Origin of the sequence: Methylorubrum sp. POS3 (genome assembly GCF_043352485.1) — a bacterium.
GTDB lineage: Bacteria > Pseudomonadota > Alphaproteobacteria > Rhizobiales > Beijerinckiaceae > Methylobacterium > Methylobacterium suomiense.
Window position 1 is genome coordinate 1,691,078 of sequence record NZ_JAPRBT010000001.1, and the last position, 15,646, is coordinate 1,706,723.

General features: G+C 69.8%; 11 protein-coding genes. 6 read left to right on the forward strand and 5 right to left on the reverse strand.

Annotation, left to right across the window (positions count from 1 at the left end; genetic code table 11):
- Positions 1-88 precede the first annotated feature (88 nt).
- On the forward strand, positions 89-730 hold the full coding sequence (locus OWC43_RS08075; RefSeq protein WP_393956293.1) for an urease accessory protein UreE: 642 nt from the start codon (positions 89-91) through the stop codon (positions 728-730).
- A 7-nt stretch (positions 731-737) separates the two neighbouring features.
- A complete protein-coding gene (dusA, locus tag OWC43_RS08080; RefSeq protein WP_393958516.1) occupies positions 738-1,742 on the forward strand; it encodes a tRNA dihydrouridine(20/20a) synthase DusA in 1,005 nt (334 codons plus the stop codon).
- 43 nt (positions 1,743-1,785) lie between these two features.
- Here the strand turns inward: dusA and OWC43_RS08085 are convergent, their stop codons facing one another.
- The 3 genes from OWC43_RS08085 to OWC43_RS08095 form a co-directional block, all read right to left on the reverse strand.
- Complete coding sequence (locus OWC43_RS08085; RefSeq protein WP_393956294.1) at positions 1,786-4,134, reverse strand: putative bifunctional diguanylate cyclase/phosphodiesterase; 2,349 nt, start codon at positions 4,132-4,134, stop codon at positions 1,786-1,788.
- A 391-nt stretch (positions 4,135-4,525) separates the two neighbouring features.
- Positions 4,526-4,978 carry a response regulator gene (locus tag OWC43_RS08090; protein ID WP_137830613.1) on the reverse strand — a complete coding sequence of 151 codons (453 nt, stop codon included), beginning with the start codon at positions 4,976-4,978 and terminating at the stop codon, positions 4,526-4,528.
- Between the two features lie 31 nt (positions 4,979-5,009).
- Positions 5,010-5,477, reverse strand: a complete 468-nt coding sequence (locus OWC43_RS08095) for a BLUF domain-containing protein (RefSeq protein WP_137830614.1) — start codon at positions 5,475-5,477, stop codon at positions 5,010-5,012.
- Between the two features lie 236 nt (positions 5,478-5,713).
- Between OWC43_RS08095 and OWC43_RS08100 the strand changes: the two genes are divergently transcribed.
- The 3 genes from OWC43_RS08100 (at position 5,714) to OWC43_RS08110 (ending at position 10,880) form a co-directional block, all read left to right on the forward strand.
- Entirely contained in the window at positions 5,714-7,084 is a 1,371-nt protein-coding gene (locus OWC43_RS08100) for a flagellar hook protein FlgE (protein ID WP_393956295.1), read from the forward strand.
- An 87-nt stretch (positions 7,085-7,171) separates the two neighbouring features.
- Positions 7,172-9,055, forward strand: a complete 1,884-nt coding sequence (gene flgK / locus OWC43_RS08105) for a flagellar hook-associated protein FlgK (protein ID WP_393956296.1) — start codon at positions 7,172-7,174, stop codon at positions 9,053-9,055.
- 16 nt (positions 9,056-9,071) lie between these two features.
- On the forward strand, positions 9,072-10,880 hold the full coding sequence (locus tag OWC43_RS08110; protein WP_393956297.1) for a hypothetical protein: 1,809 nt from the start codon (positions 9,072-9,074) through the stop codon (positions 10,878-10,880).
- A gap of 126 nt (positions 10,881-11,006) precedes the next feature.
- Here the strand turns inward: OWC43_RS08110 and OWC43_RS08115 are convergent, their stop codons facing one another.
- Positions 11,007-13,205, reverse strand: coding sequence for a molybdopterin cofactor-binding domain-containing protein (locus tag OWC43_RS08115; protein WP_393956298.1), 2,199 nt, complete (start codon positions 13,203-13,205; stop codon positions 11,007-11,009).
- A 92-nt stretch (positions 13,206-13,297) separates the two neighbouring features.
- Positions 13,298-13,753: a (2Fe-2S)-binding protein gene (locus tag OWC43_RS08120; RefSeq protein WP_137830619.1), complete on the reverse strand. Its 456-nt coding sequence runs from the start codon at positions 13,751-13,753 to the stop codon at positions 13,298-13,300.
- Between the two features lie 227 nt (positions 13,754-13,980).
- Here OWC43_RS08120 and OWC43_RS08125 point away from each other — a divergent pair, with 227 nt between their 5' ends.
- The gene (locus OWC43_RS08125) at positions 13,981-15,522 is read left to right on the forward strand and encodes a HAMP domain-containing sensor histidine kinase (RefSeq protein WP_137830620.1); all 1,542 of its coding nucleotides are present in this window, start codon (positions 13,981-13,983) and stop codon (positions 15,520-15,522) included.
- The last annotated feature ends 124 nt before the right edge of the window (positions 15,523-15,646 follow it).

The window sequence follows — 15,646 nt, forward strand, 5'->3', positions numbered from 1 at the left end:
CCCGCGCCTGCCATCTGATGCGCACCTGTTGCAAAAACGTCGGTCTGCGCCGTCCGCGCCCGCCGCCGTTCCTTCGACCGAGGATGCCATGCCCACAGCCCGTCAGATCGTCCGCAAGGCCGCCGTCCGGCCCGATCAGGTCGTCGACACGGTCACCCTCGATCACGCGGCCCGCGCGCAGGGCCATGCCCATTTCCACACGGCGGGCGGGCTCTGCATCGATCTGGCCCTGGAGCGGGCCTCGGGCCTGGAGGAGGGCGATGCGCTGCGCCTGGAGGACGGGCGGCTCGTCGGCGTGCGCGCCGCCGAGGAGGCGCTCCTCGAAGTGCGCGCGGGCAGCCCGGCCCGGCTCCTGCGCCTCGCCTGGCAGCTCGGCGGCAGCCACGTCCCGGCCGAGGTCGGCGCGGAGGTGCTCTACGTGCCGACGAGCGCGGCGGAGCTGGTGCGCGGCTCCGGCTGCGCCGCCGAGCCGGTGTCGCGGGCCTTCCGCCCCGAGAAGGCCGCCCACGACCACAGCACCTGCGGCCACGATCATTCGCACGATCATGGACACGACCACGGGCACCATCATCACGCCGAAAAGCATGATCATGGGCACGATCACGCACATGATCACGGGCATGCCCATGGTCATGCGCATTCTCATGATCACTCCCATGATCATTCGCACGACCATGACCACGCGCACGGGCATGACCACGATCACGACCGACACGGCCACCGGCACTGATCCGCGCATGATCGCGCGGGATCTCCGCTTCTCCGTCGCCCCGATGATGGATTGGACCGACCGGCAGTGCCGGGCGTTCCACCGGGTCCTCTCGCGTCGCGCCCGGCTCTACACCGAGATGGTGACCACCGGGGCGGTGCTGCACGGGGATCGCGAGCGGCTGCTCGGCTTCGACGCGGTCGAGCAACCGGTGGCGGTGCAGCTGGGGGGCTCCGATCCGGGCGATCTCGCCCGCGCCGCGCGGATCGCGGAGGCGTTCGGCTATGCCGAGGTCAATCTCAATGTCGGCTGCCCGTCGGACCGGGTGCAGGATGGCCGCTTCGGGGCCTGCCTGATGCGCGAACCGGCGCTGGTCGGCGATTGCGTGGCGGCGATGAAGGCCGCCGTCTCCGTGCCGGTGACGGTGAAGTGCCGCCTCGGGGTCGATGATCAGGACACGGAGGAGGCCCTCGACGCCTTGGCCGGGGCGGTCGTGGCGGCGGGGGTCGACGGGCTGATCGTGCATGCGCGGAAGGCTTGGCTGAAGGGCCTGTCGCCGCGGGAGAACCGCGACGTGCCACCCCTCGATTACGAGCGTGTCGCGCGCCTCAAGGCGACCCGGCCCGATCTGCCGATCGCGATCAATGGCGGCGTCCGAACGATCGGGGACGCCTGCGACCGGCTGGCCGAAGTCGATGGGGTGATGATCGGGCGCGCCGCCTATACCGAGCCGGCGCTCCTGCTCGAGGTCGATCCCGAGATCTTCGGCGAGCCCGCGCCCGTTCCCGATGCCTTCGCGGCGGTCGAGGCGCTGGCGCCGACGATCCACGATGCCCTCGCGCGCGGGATGCGGCTCCACGCCTTCACCCGCCACATGCTCGGCCTGTTCAACGGGCGGCCCGGCGCGCGGGCCTTTCGCCGACACCTCGCCACGGCCGGGATGGCGCCGGATGCCGACCTCTCGACGCTGCGCGCGGCGGTGGCGAAGGTGTCGCGGGAGCGTCCGCCGGCCCAGGCGGCCGAGGCCGCGTGACGGCCGTCCGGCGCCGGGCCGTGCGCCCGCGCCGGCCAGATCCTCAGGCCGCGCGGCGCCCGCTGCCGTTCCAGGTTTCCAGCAGGGCGGGCACCTCGGAGGCGGGCACCGGCGGGCTGAACAGGTAGCCCTGCGCCTCGTTGCAGCCCTCCTCGCGCAGGCAGGCGAGCTGCTCGGGGGTTTCGACGCCCTCCGCCGTCGTGATCATGCCGAGGCTGGAGGCGAGGCTGATGACCGCCCGCACGATGAAGCCGGAGCCGGGCTCAGCCATGAGATCGCGGGTGAAGCAGCGATCGACCTTCATCTTGTCGAAGGGGAAGCTGCGCAGGTAGCTCAGCGACGAGTAGCCCGTGCCGAAATCGTCCATGGCGATGCGGGTGCCCAGGCCCCGCAGCCCGTGCAGGATCGCGACCGTGGCGTTGCCGTTCACCAGCAGCACGCCCTCGGTGATCTCGAGTTCGAGGCGATGGGCGGGCAGATGGCTCTCGGCCAGGGCGTCCCGCACCATGGCGATGAGCCCGACGGAGGTGAACTGCGCCGCCGAGACGTTCACGGCGAGCTTGAGGTCGTCCGGCCAGCCCGCCGCCTCGCGGCAGGCGCGGCGCAGAACCCATTCGCCCAACGGCACGATCAGGCCGATCTCCTCGGCGAGCGGCACGAATTCGGTGGGCGAGACCCGGCCGCGCAGGGGATGATTCCAGCGCAAAAGCGCCTCGAAGCCGCAGATGCGCTCGGCCGTCAGATCGTAGATCGGCTGGTAGTGCAGATCGAAGGCCTCCGCCTCGAAGGCGGCGCGCAGGTCGAGTTCCAGGGCGCGCCGGGCCTGGAGGCGGGCATCCATCTCGGCCTCGAAGAAGCGGTAGATGCCGCGCCCATCCGCCTTGGCGCGATAGAGCGCGACATCGGCGCATTGCATCAGCCGGTCCGGCTCCAGCCCGTCGCCGGGGGCGAGGGCGATGCCGATGCTCACGCCGACCGTGACGGCGTGGTGCGTCAGGGTATAGGGCGCGCTCACCACCTCGATGATGCGCCGGGCCAGGGTCCCGGCTTCCGCCGCGCTTTCGACGCAGGCCTGGATGATCGCGAACTCGTCGCCGCCGAGCCGGGCCACCGTGTCGACGTCGCGCAGGCAGGCCCGGAGGCGGTGCGTCACCGCCCGCAGCAACTCGTCGCCAACCCCGTGGCCGAGGGTGTCGTTGACCTGCTTGAAGTTGTCGAGGTCGAGGCACAACACCGCGAAGCCGGTGTTGCGGCGGGCAAGGGTGATGGCGCCCTCGATCCGCTCCCGCAGGAGCAGGCGGTTGGGCAGGTCCGTCAGGGCATCGTGCCGCGCCATATGCGCGATGCGGGCCTCCGACTGCCAGCGCTCGGTCACGTCCTCGTAGAACGACGCGCTGCCGCCGCAGGGCAGGGGATGCGACTCGATGGCGACGACGCGCCCATCGGCGAGGCGCTGGATCCGGGCGGACATGGAATCGGCCCGCATCGCCCCATCCTCCTCGGCGAAGGCTCCGTTCGGGAGGCGGTCCGGATGAGCGCCCGCCGCCGCGTTGCGGGACAAGACCTCGGTGGGGGCCATCCCCTCGATGATGCTGCCGGGCGGCAGGCGGAAGATCTCGTGGTAGCGCCGGTTCACGGCCAGCAGCCGGTACGCGCCGTCGTAGAGCAGGAAGCCCTGGGGCATGGTGTCGAGGGCCGTCTCGATCCGGTAGAGGCGCTCGCTCAATTCCGCCTCGCGCCGCGTCTGGGCGGTGACGTCGAACAGAAGGGTCAGCCTGCCGCCATCGGCGACGGGCACATGCTCGGCCCGGAACCGTCGTCCGTCCCCCGTCAGTGCCTCCTCGTTGCGTCCCCCGTATCCCGAACCGGCCAGGACCGCGCCGGCGGGTGCCGCCCAGGCCAAGCGCCCGTCGGCGTCGGTCAGCCGCATGGGGATGGTTGCGCCGGCGGCGAGCGCCGCACCGATCCGGGTCTCGGGGGCGGAACGGAGGGCGGCGAGCTGCCCGGCCAAGTCGTCACAGGCCGTCCGCAGGCCGGCGATTCGTGCGAGCAGGGCATCGAACTCGGCGAGGCCGGTCCCCTCGGTGGAGACATCCGCGGCGGCAAGGCGTCCGGCGATGGCGGCGCTGTCGGCGAGGCTCCGGGCCAGGCGGGCCAGGATCACGATGACGAGACCGAGCGCCACCACTGCGGCTAGGCCGACGATCGCGCTCCCGAGGACGGGGCCGAGCTGCGCTCCCAGGGCGGTCGTCACGAGGGCAGTCGCGGCGAGGGCGACGACGATCAGGCCGATCCGGAAGCCGGCCTGCGCGATGCGCGCGCGGATCGTTGCCGAGCCGGGTCGGGCGGCATCGACCCGCGTCCCAACCCGATCCTCCATGGGAGGCCGCACGACCCTTTCGGCACGCTGTTCGGCAGGCGATCGCATGATGGTCAGGGGCCGGCTCCTTCCAGGGGCCAGAATGCGCGCGCTGACGTTAAGAGGGTATCACAAAATGCCCGTTGAAGTCGTTTTTATCCCGGCGATTGCCGCAAAACGAGCGTTTTGCCGGGGCGGCGGGGGAGGCGTCCGGGAGAGCGCCCTCGTTCAGGTCACGCCTCGCGCCGATTCGGGGCGGGGATCGCGGCCTTCCGTCGGGGCCTGCCCACGTGATTCGGTTTTGCAACCTTGGGACGTGTCTGCCCCGCATCCGCGCTTCGGGCAGTGAGGCGGATCCTCAAAGCGCGGGCGGATCGGTGCCCGGCGCGCCGCCGACGCGGTGTGGCGCCGGACGATTCGACTCTCAGAACTTGCCGAGGAGCGGGAAGTCCTGGCTGAGCGTCGATTCCGTGGGCAGCGGCGCGTCGCGGCGGCGGGGCTTGCGGTTCAGCACCTGCTTCAGCTTGGTCTTGAGCAGGTTGATGTCGAACGGCTTGAGGATGAAGGCGTCGGCGCCGGCCACGTGGGCGAGGTTGATGTCCTCGAAGTCGAACGAGGTCTCGGTGAGGATGAAGGGCGTGTTCATCAGCGCATCGTCCGCACGGATCTCGCGCAGGAGCTGCAGCCCGTCCATCGGCTCCATGTTCAGATCCGAGATCACCAGAGCGTAGCGCCGCCCACGCAGGCGCTCGAGCGCCTCGGGACCGTCGGTCACACCCTCCACCTCGGGGAAGCCGAGGCGCGTCATCAACTCGATGACCAGCCGCATCAGCTTGGGCTGGTCGTCGACGATCAGGATGGGAAGCGTGTCGCTCATGGATTCGGGGGGCCCTTCGGAGGCGTCTGCCTCACACGAACAGGTGGTCGATGCCCTGCTTGGCCATCGACTCGGCCTGGAGGGTGACGGCGAGGCCGTGGATGACGGCCCCCTTCGGTGTGCCCCGCTGGAGCATGGGCAGCAGACCGGACTTGGCGAAATGCACCTCGTTCGCCGCCGAGCGCGTCACCGTGGTGAACGAGGTGACGAACTCGCGTTTGGAGATCTCGCGCCACTCGACGATCTGAACGTCGCGATGGCGGTTGTCGCTGGCGATGCGCTGGAACGTCTCGTGGACCGAGAGCCGCTCACCCTCGATCACCTGGACGGCGAACGGGCCGTCGATGACGAGGAAGCTCGTGATGACGGCGAACTCGTTCTTCTTCTGAGCCTGCCGGGTGATCTCGCCGATCTGCTTGGTGCGAGCAGCGGGATCGGCCGAAAGGTTCAGACGTGAGAAGTAGATCAGGTGGACGAGGCTCGTCCGCTTGCTTTTCATCTGTCTCGTCCGAGCGATCCCGACCGGAAGGATAGCGCGCTCCCCCATAACGGGGCGTAAACGGCATTTCGGCCCGGCAGGTTCTGCCGGGCCGAAATGTCGGCTTGGTCCGAATTTGCCGGGTATTCGATCGAACGCTCTAACGAAATCAATACCTTGGGCATGGCATGGCGGTTGCTGAACCGGTGTTCCAGGAGACGGCCGCCCCGAGCGGTTCTTTCGGAGAAGCCAGGGCCATGGACATCTTTACCGCGCTGCAGACAGCGGTTTCAGGCTTGAAGGCGCAGGCCTTCTCCCTCGACAACATCTCCGGCAACATCGCGAATTCGCAGACCACCGGCTACAAGCGGATCGATACCAGCTTCGTCGATCTCATCGCCGAGCAGGATCCCAAGCATCAGGTCTCCGGCTCGGTCTCGGCCTATTCCGAGATGACCAACTCGATCCAGGGCTCCCTGAAGGGGACCGGCGTCGCGACCAACATGGCGCTCAACGGGGACGGCTTCTTCGTCGTCCAGAAGAAGACCACCGATTCCGGCGGGGCGACGAACTTCTCCGCGTCGAACCTCTTCACCCGCCGCGGCGATTTCGCCCAGGATAAGGACGGCTACCTCGTCAACGGTGCGGGCTCCTATCTCAGCGGCGCGAGTCTCGATCCGGCCACCGGCCAGACGATCTCGGACGGCCCGATCCGGATCTCGAACGGGCTTCTGCCGGCCAAGGCCACGGCGACGATCGCCTACGCGGCCAACCTCCCTCGGACGCCGACCACCACCCAAGCCAAGATCAATGACGGCCTTCTGCCGGCCTTCGCCGCGGATCGGGATGCGCGGGTGCTCTCCGGCACCGGAACCGGCAAGGTCGATTCCTCCGATGCCCAGACCCTGATCGACAACAGCATCGGCGGCCCCGAACTCACCGTCTATACCGCTGCGGGCGCGCCGGTGAGCCTGAAGACCCGGTGGGCCAAGGTCGCCAATGCGAGCGGCGACACGAAGGACACCTGGAACCTGTTCTACGCCGACAAGCCGGGCGTCTCGGGCAGCCAGACCGGCTGGACCAATCTGGGTCAGGCCTTCCAGTTCGGCGCCAGCGGGCAGCTCTCCACTCCGACCGGCGGCACCCTGACGATCCCGGACCTCACCATCGACAATACCCCGGTCGCCTCGCTGACCCTCGATCTCAGCGGCGGCCTGACCCAGTACGCCTCGTCCGGCGGCACGGCGACGACCAGCACTCTGAAGCAGGACGGCTACGCCTCCGGCTCGCTCAACGTGGTCGAGGTCGGCGAGGATGGAGTCATCCGCGGCACCTACTCGAACGGCAGGACGCTCGATCTCGCCCGGGTCCAGGTGGTGCAGTTCACCAATCCCGACGGGCTGAAGGCCGACTCGCTCGGCAACTACCAGCAGACGACGTCCTCGGGCGAGCCCCTCGTCGGGTTGCGCAACAGCACGGTGGTGGGCGCCAATGTCGAGCAATCGAACACCGACGTCGCCGCGGAATTCTCCAAGATGATCGTCACCCAGCAGGCCTATTCGGCCAACACCCGGGTGATGTCGACCGCGCAGAGCATGCTCTCGGATCTGATCAACGTCATTCGCTGAGGCGGCTTTCTCCGCCTCAACGGCGGAGATCGCCGCGCCCGGTTGACCGACCGGACGCGGCATCGGGCATGAAGAGGGAGGGCGGCCTTGGCCTTTGACGCGTTCACGACGGCAACGGCGGGCCTGCGCCTGACGCAGTCTCAGATCGGGGTCGTCTCCCAGAACATCGCCAATGTCGGCACCGTCGGCTACGTCCGGCGCAGCCTTTCGCCGATCACCACGGGGCCGGGCAATTCGGGCGTGGCCTCCGGCACCATCACCCGGGCGATCGACGCGGCGGCGCTCAAGCAGCTGCGGTCCGAGACGTCGGGGGCGGCCTACACCTCGACGATGTCGGGCATCCGCACGCAACTCGACGCGCTCTACGGCCGGCCGGGCGATCCGTCCGCCCTCGACGGCATGTTCAACAGCTTCACCCTCTCGCTGCAATCGCTCGCCGCCAACCCGACCTCGACGGCGGCCCGCAGCACCGTGATCTCGGCGGCGTCCGGCCTCGCCTCGACCATCGGGACGGCCGCCAACGGCGTGCAGGCCCTGCGCTCGGGCCTCGAGGCGCAGCTTGCCACCGATACGAAGGACGCCAGCAATCTGCTCGCGCAACTCGCCAAGCTCAACGTACGCCTCGGTACCACGCCGGAGAGCGATGCGGCCCGCCCCGAACTCGAGGACCAGCGTGATCAGGCGCTGAACAGCCTGTCGGCCCTGATGGACATCAACGCGGTGACCCAGAACGACGGCAGCGTCAGCGTGCTGACGGGGTCGGGCGTGACCCTGGTCGATCACGAGAACGCCGCGACCCTGAGCTTCTCCGGCCGCGGCACGCTCGCGGCGGGGGCGCTCTACTCGAACGATCCGAGCGAGAGCGGGGTCGGCACCATCGTCGCGACGACCCCGGGAGGCGGCAAGATCGACCTGATCGATTCGGGCGCGATCCGCTCCGGCTCGATCGCGGCGGCGGTCGAGCTGCGCGACACCGTGCTGCCCCAGGCCCAGCGCCAGCTCGACGATCTCGCCGCAGGCCTCGCCCGATCGATGTCGGACCGCGTCGCCACCGGCTCGAAGCCCGCCGACGGCACGGCGGGGGCCCTCGACATCGACCTGACCGGCCTGTCCTCGGGCAACGCGATCACCCTGACGGTGCAGGACGGCGGCACGCAGCGCAACATCATCCTGATGCCGTTCTCCGGCACCTCGCCGGCCTCGGTCCCGGCGGCGGGGACGGAGGATTCCGAGGCGACCGTGATCCCGTTCCGGCTGCCCGGCAGCGGAGCCGGCGCCCCCGCGACCATGGCTGCGGCCATCGGTCAGGCTCTGTCGGGGGGCGGCTACGCGGTCTCGGCGGCGCCGGGCGGTGCCAGCGGAGCGGTGCGCATCGTCGCCAGCGGCAGCGCGAGCCTGGTCGCCGCCTCGGCCAGCGTGACGCAGGTCAGCTCGGCGGCCGATATCAACAGCGGCAAGACCCAGATCCCGCTCTTCGTCGACGGCAAGGCCGGAACCCTGTTCACCGGTTCGTTCGAGGGGGGATCGCAGCTCACGGGCTTCGCCCAGCGCATCAGCATCAATCCGGCGGTCGCGGGCAACGCCGCCGCCCTCGTCGGCATCACCGGCACGGGCACGAGCACGGGGGACGCGACCCGGCCGCAGGCGCTCTACGACGCCGTGACGACGACGCGGCGCACCTTCTCCTCGGCGAGCGGAATCGGCGGCATCGACGCGCCCACCACCTCCAGCGTGGCGACCTTCGTGCAGGACGTGATCGCGATGCAGGGCTCGGCCGCCGCCGCCGCCCAGGACCTCAACGAGGGTCAGAGCATCGCCCTCTCGACCGCGCAGGGACGCTTCGCCTCGACCTCCGGCGTCAGCATCGATCAGGAGATGTCGAACCTGATCGCGCTGCAGCAGGCCTACACGGCCAATGCCCGCGTGCTCACCGCCGCCCGCGACATGCTCGACACCCTGATGCGGATCTGACGGAGGCCCCGCGCCCATGACGACCATCGCCTCCTTCGCCGCCGGCACCTACCGCTTCGACCGTCAGGCGTCGGGCCTCACCGAGATGAAGTCCCAGCTCGACGACCTGACGCGCCAGCTCTCGACCGGACGCACCGCCGACACCTATGGCGGCCTCGGCCCCGGCCGCACCACCAGTCTCAGCACCCGCGCGGCGATCAGCGCCCAGGACGGCTACCTCGCGGCGATCACCTCCGCCGACACGCGGGTGAAGCTGACGAGCGCCAGCCTGACCCAGCTCAAGACGTTGACGGACAGCACCCGCTCCAGCCTGAACGGCCTTCTCGCCTCACAGAACCAAGCCCTTCCGGCCACGAGCGTGCAATCGGCCGACAACAGCCTCTCGGCGGCCATCGACGCCCTCAACCAGCAATCGGGCGATGTCTACGTCTTCTCCGGCCGGGCGACCGACACCCGCCCCGTGGTCTCCCGGGAGACGATCCTGAACGGTGATGCGGCGAGCGGCCTCGTCGGACTCAAGACGCTGATCGCCGAGCAGAAGCAGGCCGATCTCGGCCCGGCCGGCAACGGTCGCCTCACCCAGGCGAGCAGCGGGACCGCCATCACCCTGACCGAGGACGGCAACGCCCAGGCGCGGGCGAATTTCGGCTTCTCCCTCGTCGGCGCCAGCGGCTCGGCGGGCGGCGCCATCACGACCACCCTGACCGCGGGAACGGCGCCCACCGTCACCCCGGTCTTCGCGCAGAATCCCAGCGACGGCATGCGGGTCCGGGTGGCGGTGAACCTGCCCGACGGCAGCCAAGCGACCTACGATCTCACCGCCCGCACCAGCCCGCTCGCCGGGTCCACCGATTCCTTCGCCATCGGGGCAAGCCCCACGGAGACCGCCGCCAACCTGAAGAACCTGCTGGCGAGCCTGCCGGGGGCGGGGGCCATCGCCAGCGCGCAGAGCGCGACGCCGCCGGGATTGTCGGCGACCTTCGCGGGAGGCAGCTCCGCCTCGATCAATCTGTCGGTCGCCGATATCCCCAAGGACGGCGACACGGTCACGCTGAAGCTCGCCCTGCACGACGGCACCACCCAGACGATCCAGCTGACCGCGCGGCCCAGCGCGGACGCGGCCTCACCCACGACCTTCGCCATCGGGGCGAGCCGGGAGGAGACCGCCGCCAACCTCTCTCGGACGCTGTCCAACGCCCTGAAGACCACCGCTGGGACCGAATTGGCGGCGAGCTCCACCCTGCGCGCCTCGACGAACTTCTTCGAGGGCAGCCCGACCGCCGGCCTCGCGCCGCGCCGCGTATCCGCCGACGGCAACGGCTACGCCTCCCAGGCCAGCACCGGCACGGTGATCTGGTATCAAGGGGACGACGCAGCCGATCCGCGGGCGACCGCGAGCGTGCAGGTGGGGGCGAGCCGCATCGTCGAGATCGGGGCTCAGGCCAACGAAGCGGCGATCCGCAAGACCCTCGCCGGCCTCGCGGCGGTGGCGGCGGAGAACTTCACCGACGCCACCGGGACGGTCGATACCGCCCGCTTCCGGGCCACCGCCGAGCGGGTGTCGGGCGCTCTCACGCCGGCGGCGGATCGGGCCGGCCTCGAAGCGCTCGGCACGGATTTCGGTATCGCGGCGAGCAATATGGCCAACGCCAAATCCGTCGCCTCCGCGACCCGGGCGACCCTGGAGAACGCCCTCGACGGCATCGATACGGTCTCGACCCAGGAGGTCGCCGCCAAGCTCGTCAGCCTGCAGACCCAGCTCCAGGCGAGCTACAAGGTCACGTCGATGCTCTCGGAACTGACCCTGGTGAATTACATCAAGTGACGGGGGTGGGGCACGGTCGCGACCTCGTGCCCCTTCAGATTCTGTTCGACCGGCTCATCCGATCCATGACCTCAGGATGAGGGTGAGGATGGGGCTCCTTGCGACATCGAACCGGTCCGCTGGGCCTCACGCGCCCCTGAGGCTCGCCAGGTCCAGCGGCAGCGAGCGCAGGCGCTGGCCCGTGGCCGCGAAGATCGCGTTGGAGATCGCGGGCGCCAGCACCGGCACGCCGGGCTCGCCGATGCCGGTGGGGGGCATGTCGGAGGGCATGATGTGAACCTCGACCCGGGGCATCTCGGAGATGCGGGTCGGCTGGTAGCTGTCGAAATTGGTCTCCTGCACCACGCCGTCCTTCAGGGTGATGCGGTTGCGCAGCACCGACGAGAGCGCGAAACCGACCGCCCCCTCGACCTGGGCCCGCACCACGTCCGGATTGACCGCGATGCCGATATCGACGGCGGCGACGATGCGATTGACCTTCACGCCGGACTCGCCCGCCGTCACGTCCGCCGCCATGGCGACGTAGGAGCCGAAGGATTGGTGGACCGCGACGCCCACGCCGCGACCCTTCTCGGCACCCTTCTCCCCCCAGCCCGCCTTCTCGGCGGCGAGGCGCAGCACCCCCGACAGGCGCGGCGCCCGGGTGAGCAGCGACAGCCGGTAGGCGACCGGATCGGCGCCGGCCGCGTGGGCCAGCTCGTCGATGAACACCTCCATCACGTGGGCGGTGTGGGTGTGGCCGACCGAGCGCCACCACAGCACCGGCACGCCCTCGCGGCCGTTATGGACCTCGAAGCGGTAGGCCGGCAGGCCGTAGGGGGTGTCGGAGGCGCCCTCGACCGTGGTCCCGTCGATGCCGTTCTTGACCAGCATCGCCTCGAACGGCGAGCCGATCATGATCGACTTGCCCACCATGGTGTGGCGCCAGCCCGCGACCTGGCCCTTGGCGTCGAGGCCGGCCTTGACCGTGTGGTAGACCTGCGGCCGGTAATAGCCGCCCGCCATGTCGTCCTCGCGGGTCCAGACGAGATGGACCGGAGCCTTGCCGTCCCAGGCCTTCACGATCGCGGCGGCCTCGGCGAAATAATCGGCGCCGGGCGTCGCGCGGCGGCCGAACGAGCCGCCGGCCCATTGGGTGTGGAGCCGGACCTTGTCCGTCGTCACGCCGAGGGTGGCCGCCACCACCGCCTGCTCGATCGTCTGGATCTGGCAGCCGGCATAGACATCGAACGAGCCGTCCGCCGCCCGCTCGATCGTGGCGTTGAGGGGCTCCATCGAGGCATGGGCGAGGTAGGGGAAGGAGAACTCCGCCTCCAGCACCTTGGCCGCGCCCTTGATCGCCGCATCGGCATCGCCCGCCTGCGAGGCGACGAGGCCGGGCGTCCGGGCCGTCGCGCGGTACTCGGCGAGGATCGCGTCCGAGGAGCGCTTCTCCGCGGCAGATTCGTCCCACTCGATCTTGAGGGCCTCGCGGGCCTTCATCGCGGTCCAGGTGTCGCGGGCGATCACCGCCACGCCGGACGGGATCGTCACGACGGCGAGGACGCCGGCCATGCCCTGGGCGGCCTCCGCATCGACCTTCCGGACGCTCGCACCGAAGCGCGGCGGGTGGGCGACGAGTGCCGTCACCTGTCCGGGCCGGCGGATGTCGAGGGAATAGATCGCCGAGCCGTCGGTCTTGGCGGCGGAGTCGATCCGCGGCACGCCCTTGCCGATCAGGGTCCACTCGGAGGGCGCCTTGAGGCGCGGCTCCTGCGGCACGGGTTTGGCCGCCGCGGCCTCGGCGAACTCACCGAACCGGCCCTGCTTGCCCGACTTGTGCGAGAGCACGCCCTTCGAGACTGTGATCTCGGAGGCCGGAACGCTCCATGTGTCGGCCGCGGCCGCGACCAGCATGGCGCGGGCCGCCGCCCCCGCCTTGCGCAGTTGGAACCAGGAATTGGCGATCGCCGTGGAGCCGCCGGTGCCCTGCACGGGACCCATCAGGAGGTTGTTGTAGAGCTTGGCATCGGCGGGCGCGAAGGCGACGCGGATCTGCGCCCAGTCGGCGTCGAGCTCGTCGGCCAGGATCGTGGCGAGCCCGGTCGTGTTGCCCTGGCCCATATCGAGATGCTTGATCATCACCGTGACGGTGTCGTCGGCGGCGATCCGCACGAAGGCGTTGGGCTGGGCCGGGCCCTTGGACAGGTCGGGCCCGCCGCCCTCCGCCGCGCGGGCGCCGCGCAGGTCGAGCCGGAAGGCGAGCAGCACGGCGCCCATCGCCGCCCCGCCGAGGAAGGCGCGCCGGGAGGCCACGGGCGCGTCGGTCAGATCGAGCTTGAGCATGCCGGGCTCCTGCGAAGGGGATGAGGGCCTGAAGCGTCGGCCCGGAGATGACAGCCGCCGGCTCTCGGAACGAACCGCCGCGGCGCGAACGGTTAGGCGAGGGAGCGGGCGGCTTCGTGAATGGCGGCGCGGATGCGCTGATAGGTGCCGCAGCGGCAGACATTGCCGTCCATGGCGGTATCGATATCGGCATCCGTGGGCTTCGGATTGTCGGTCAACAGACCGATCGCCGACATGATCTGGCCGGACTGGCAATAGCCGCACTGCACCACGTCGAGCTTGCGCCAAGCGCCCTGCACGGCCTCGGCCACCTTGCCGTTGATACCTTCGATCGTGGTGATCTTGGCCTCGCCGACATCGCCGATCCGGGTCTGACAGGACCGCACCGGCTGCCCGTCCAGATGGACCGTGCAGGCGCCGCATTGCGCGATGCCGCATCCGTACTTGGTGCCGGTCAGGTCGAGCCGGTCGCGGATCGCCCACAGCAGCGGCATGTCGGGATCGGCATCGACCTCGCGGGCCGTGCCGTTCAGGTTGATGGTCAGCATGCCACCGCTCCGGAATTTGGAATCGTTCCGATTCTGAACCCGCATGCTGCTCCCGGATGTGCGCCAGCGCACCTGAATACAAGATAGCCGGTTCGGAAACGGTATCCGGACAATTCTCGCGACCGCCGAAGCCGCTTCTTAACGGTTCGAGGGCACCTTGAGGTCTCCCGTTTCCGGCCGGCCCGCGGCCGCGATGCCGGCCCCTTCTTCGTATCGAACCCACAGGCATGGCCGATCTCACACCGGAGATGGTGCAGCGCGGCCGCGGGCCTTCCTCGCAGGAGGTGGCCAAGCGGCGCGGCATCGCCCGCGATATGCGCTCGGCCCGCGAGCGCCTGACCTCGACCAGCGGGTTGGAGCGCGCCTTCGACCACGAGCTGCTGCGCCTCTACGCGCAGTATCGGGCCGGGGCCGGCCTGCCGCTCCTCGTTCTGGCCCTGGCGCTCGCCGCCGCCTCGCTGATGTGGCTGCGCCCGTCCGTGGCCGCCCTCGGATGCGTGGCCGCCTGCGGCACGCTCTTGGTGACGGCGTGGCTCTGCCACCGCTTCCTGCGCCAACCGCCCGAGACCCTGTCGCTGGTGCGCTGGCGGCGCATCTTCATCGCCGCCGAGTTCGGGCAGAGTTTCGCCTGGGCGATGCTGTTGCTGGCGGGCGCGCCGGATGCGCGCACCTTCGCGCTGTTCGGCCTCGTCATCCTCGCCGCGGTGACGACGATGCTGGCGGCCACCGTGCCGATCGCCGCCGTCTCCGGCCTGATACCGCTGATGCTCGCGGCGCTCTCGTTGCTCCTGCACTCCCGCGACATGGACACGGTGCTGCTCGTGGTGATGACCGTGTGCAGCCAGCTGTTCTTCGCCGGCCTCGCCCGCCGCCTCTACGATTCGGCAGTGGGCACGCTGCAATCGCGGGCCGAGAAGGACGCGATCTTCGCCGAGCTCGAACAGGCCAAGGCCAATTCGGACGAGGCGCGTCGGCGCGCCGAGGAGGCGAACCTCGCCAAATCCCGCTTCCTCGCCACGATGAGCCACGAGCTGCGCACGCCCTTGAACGCGATTCTCGGCTTCTCGGAGGTGATGAAGAACGAGGTGTTCGGCGTCCACACCGCCCCGGCCTACAAGGAATACGCCAACGACATCCACGACAGCGGGATGCATCTGCTGACGCTGATCAACGAGATCCTCGACCTCTCGCGCATCGAGGCCGGCCGCTACGACCTGACCGAGGAGGCGATGCAGCTCGCCCACACGGTCGAGGAATGCCGCCACATGATGGCTCTGCGCGCCCGCTCGAAGGGCCAGACCTTCTCGAGCTTCGTGGACGAGACCCTGCCCCGGCTCTGGGCCGACGAGCGCGCGGTGCGCCAGATCGTGCTCAACCTCCTGTCGAACTCGGTGAAGTTCACGCCGCCGGGGGGCGAGATCGTCATCAAGGTCGGTTGGACCGCGTCCGGCGGGCAATATGTCAGCGTCAAGGATTCGGGCCCCGGCATTCCCGAGGACGAACTCGGCACCGTGATGTCCTCGTTCGGGCGTGGCTCGCTCGCCATCAAGACCGCCGAGCAGGGATCGGGCCTCGGTCTGCCGATCGTGAAGGGCTTGGTCGACCTCCATGGCGGCCATTTCCAACTCAAGTCGAAGCCCCGCGAGGGCACGGAAGTGATCGTCACCTTCCCGGCCAGCCGCGGCATGGACGCCCTGCCGGCAGTCGATCTCTCCCCTCCGGCGGCGGAGCCGGCGCCGGTCCGGAAGGCACGGGCCCGCGCGGCCTAGAGCATCGGCCCGAAAGGTGGGTACCGGCTTTCGGATGAAGGGCCGATGCGGCACGACAACCGAGCGCATCGGCCCGAAAGGTGGGCATCGGCTTTCGGATAAGGCCGATGCGGCACGACAGCCG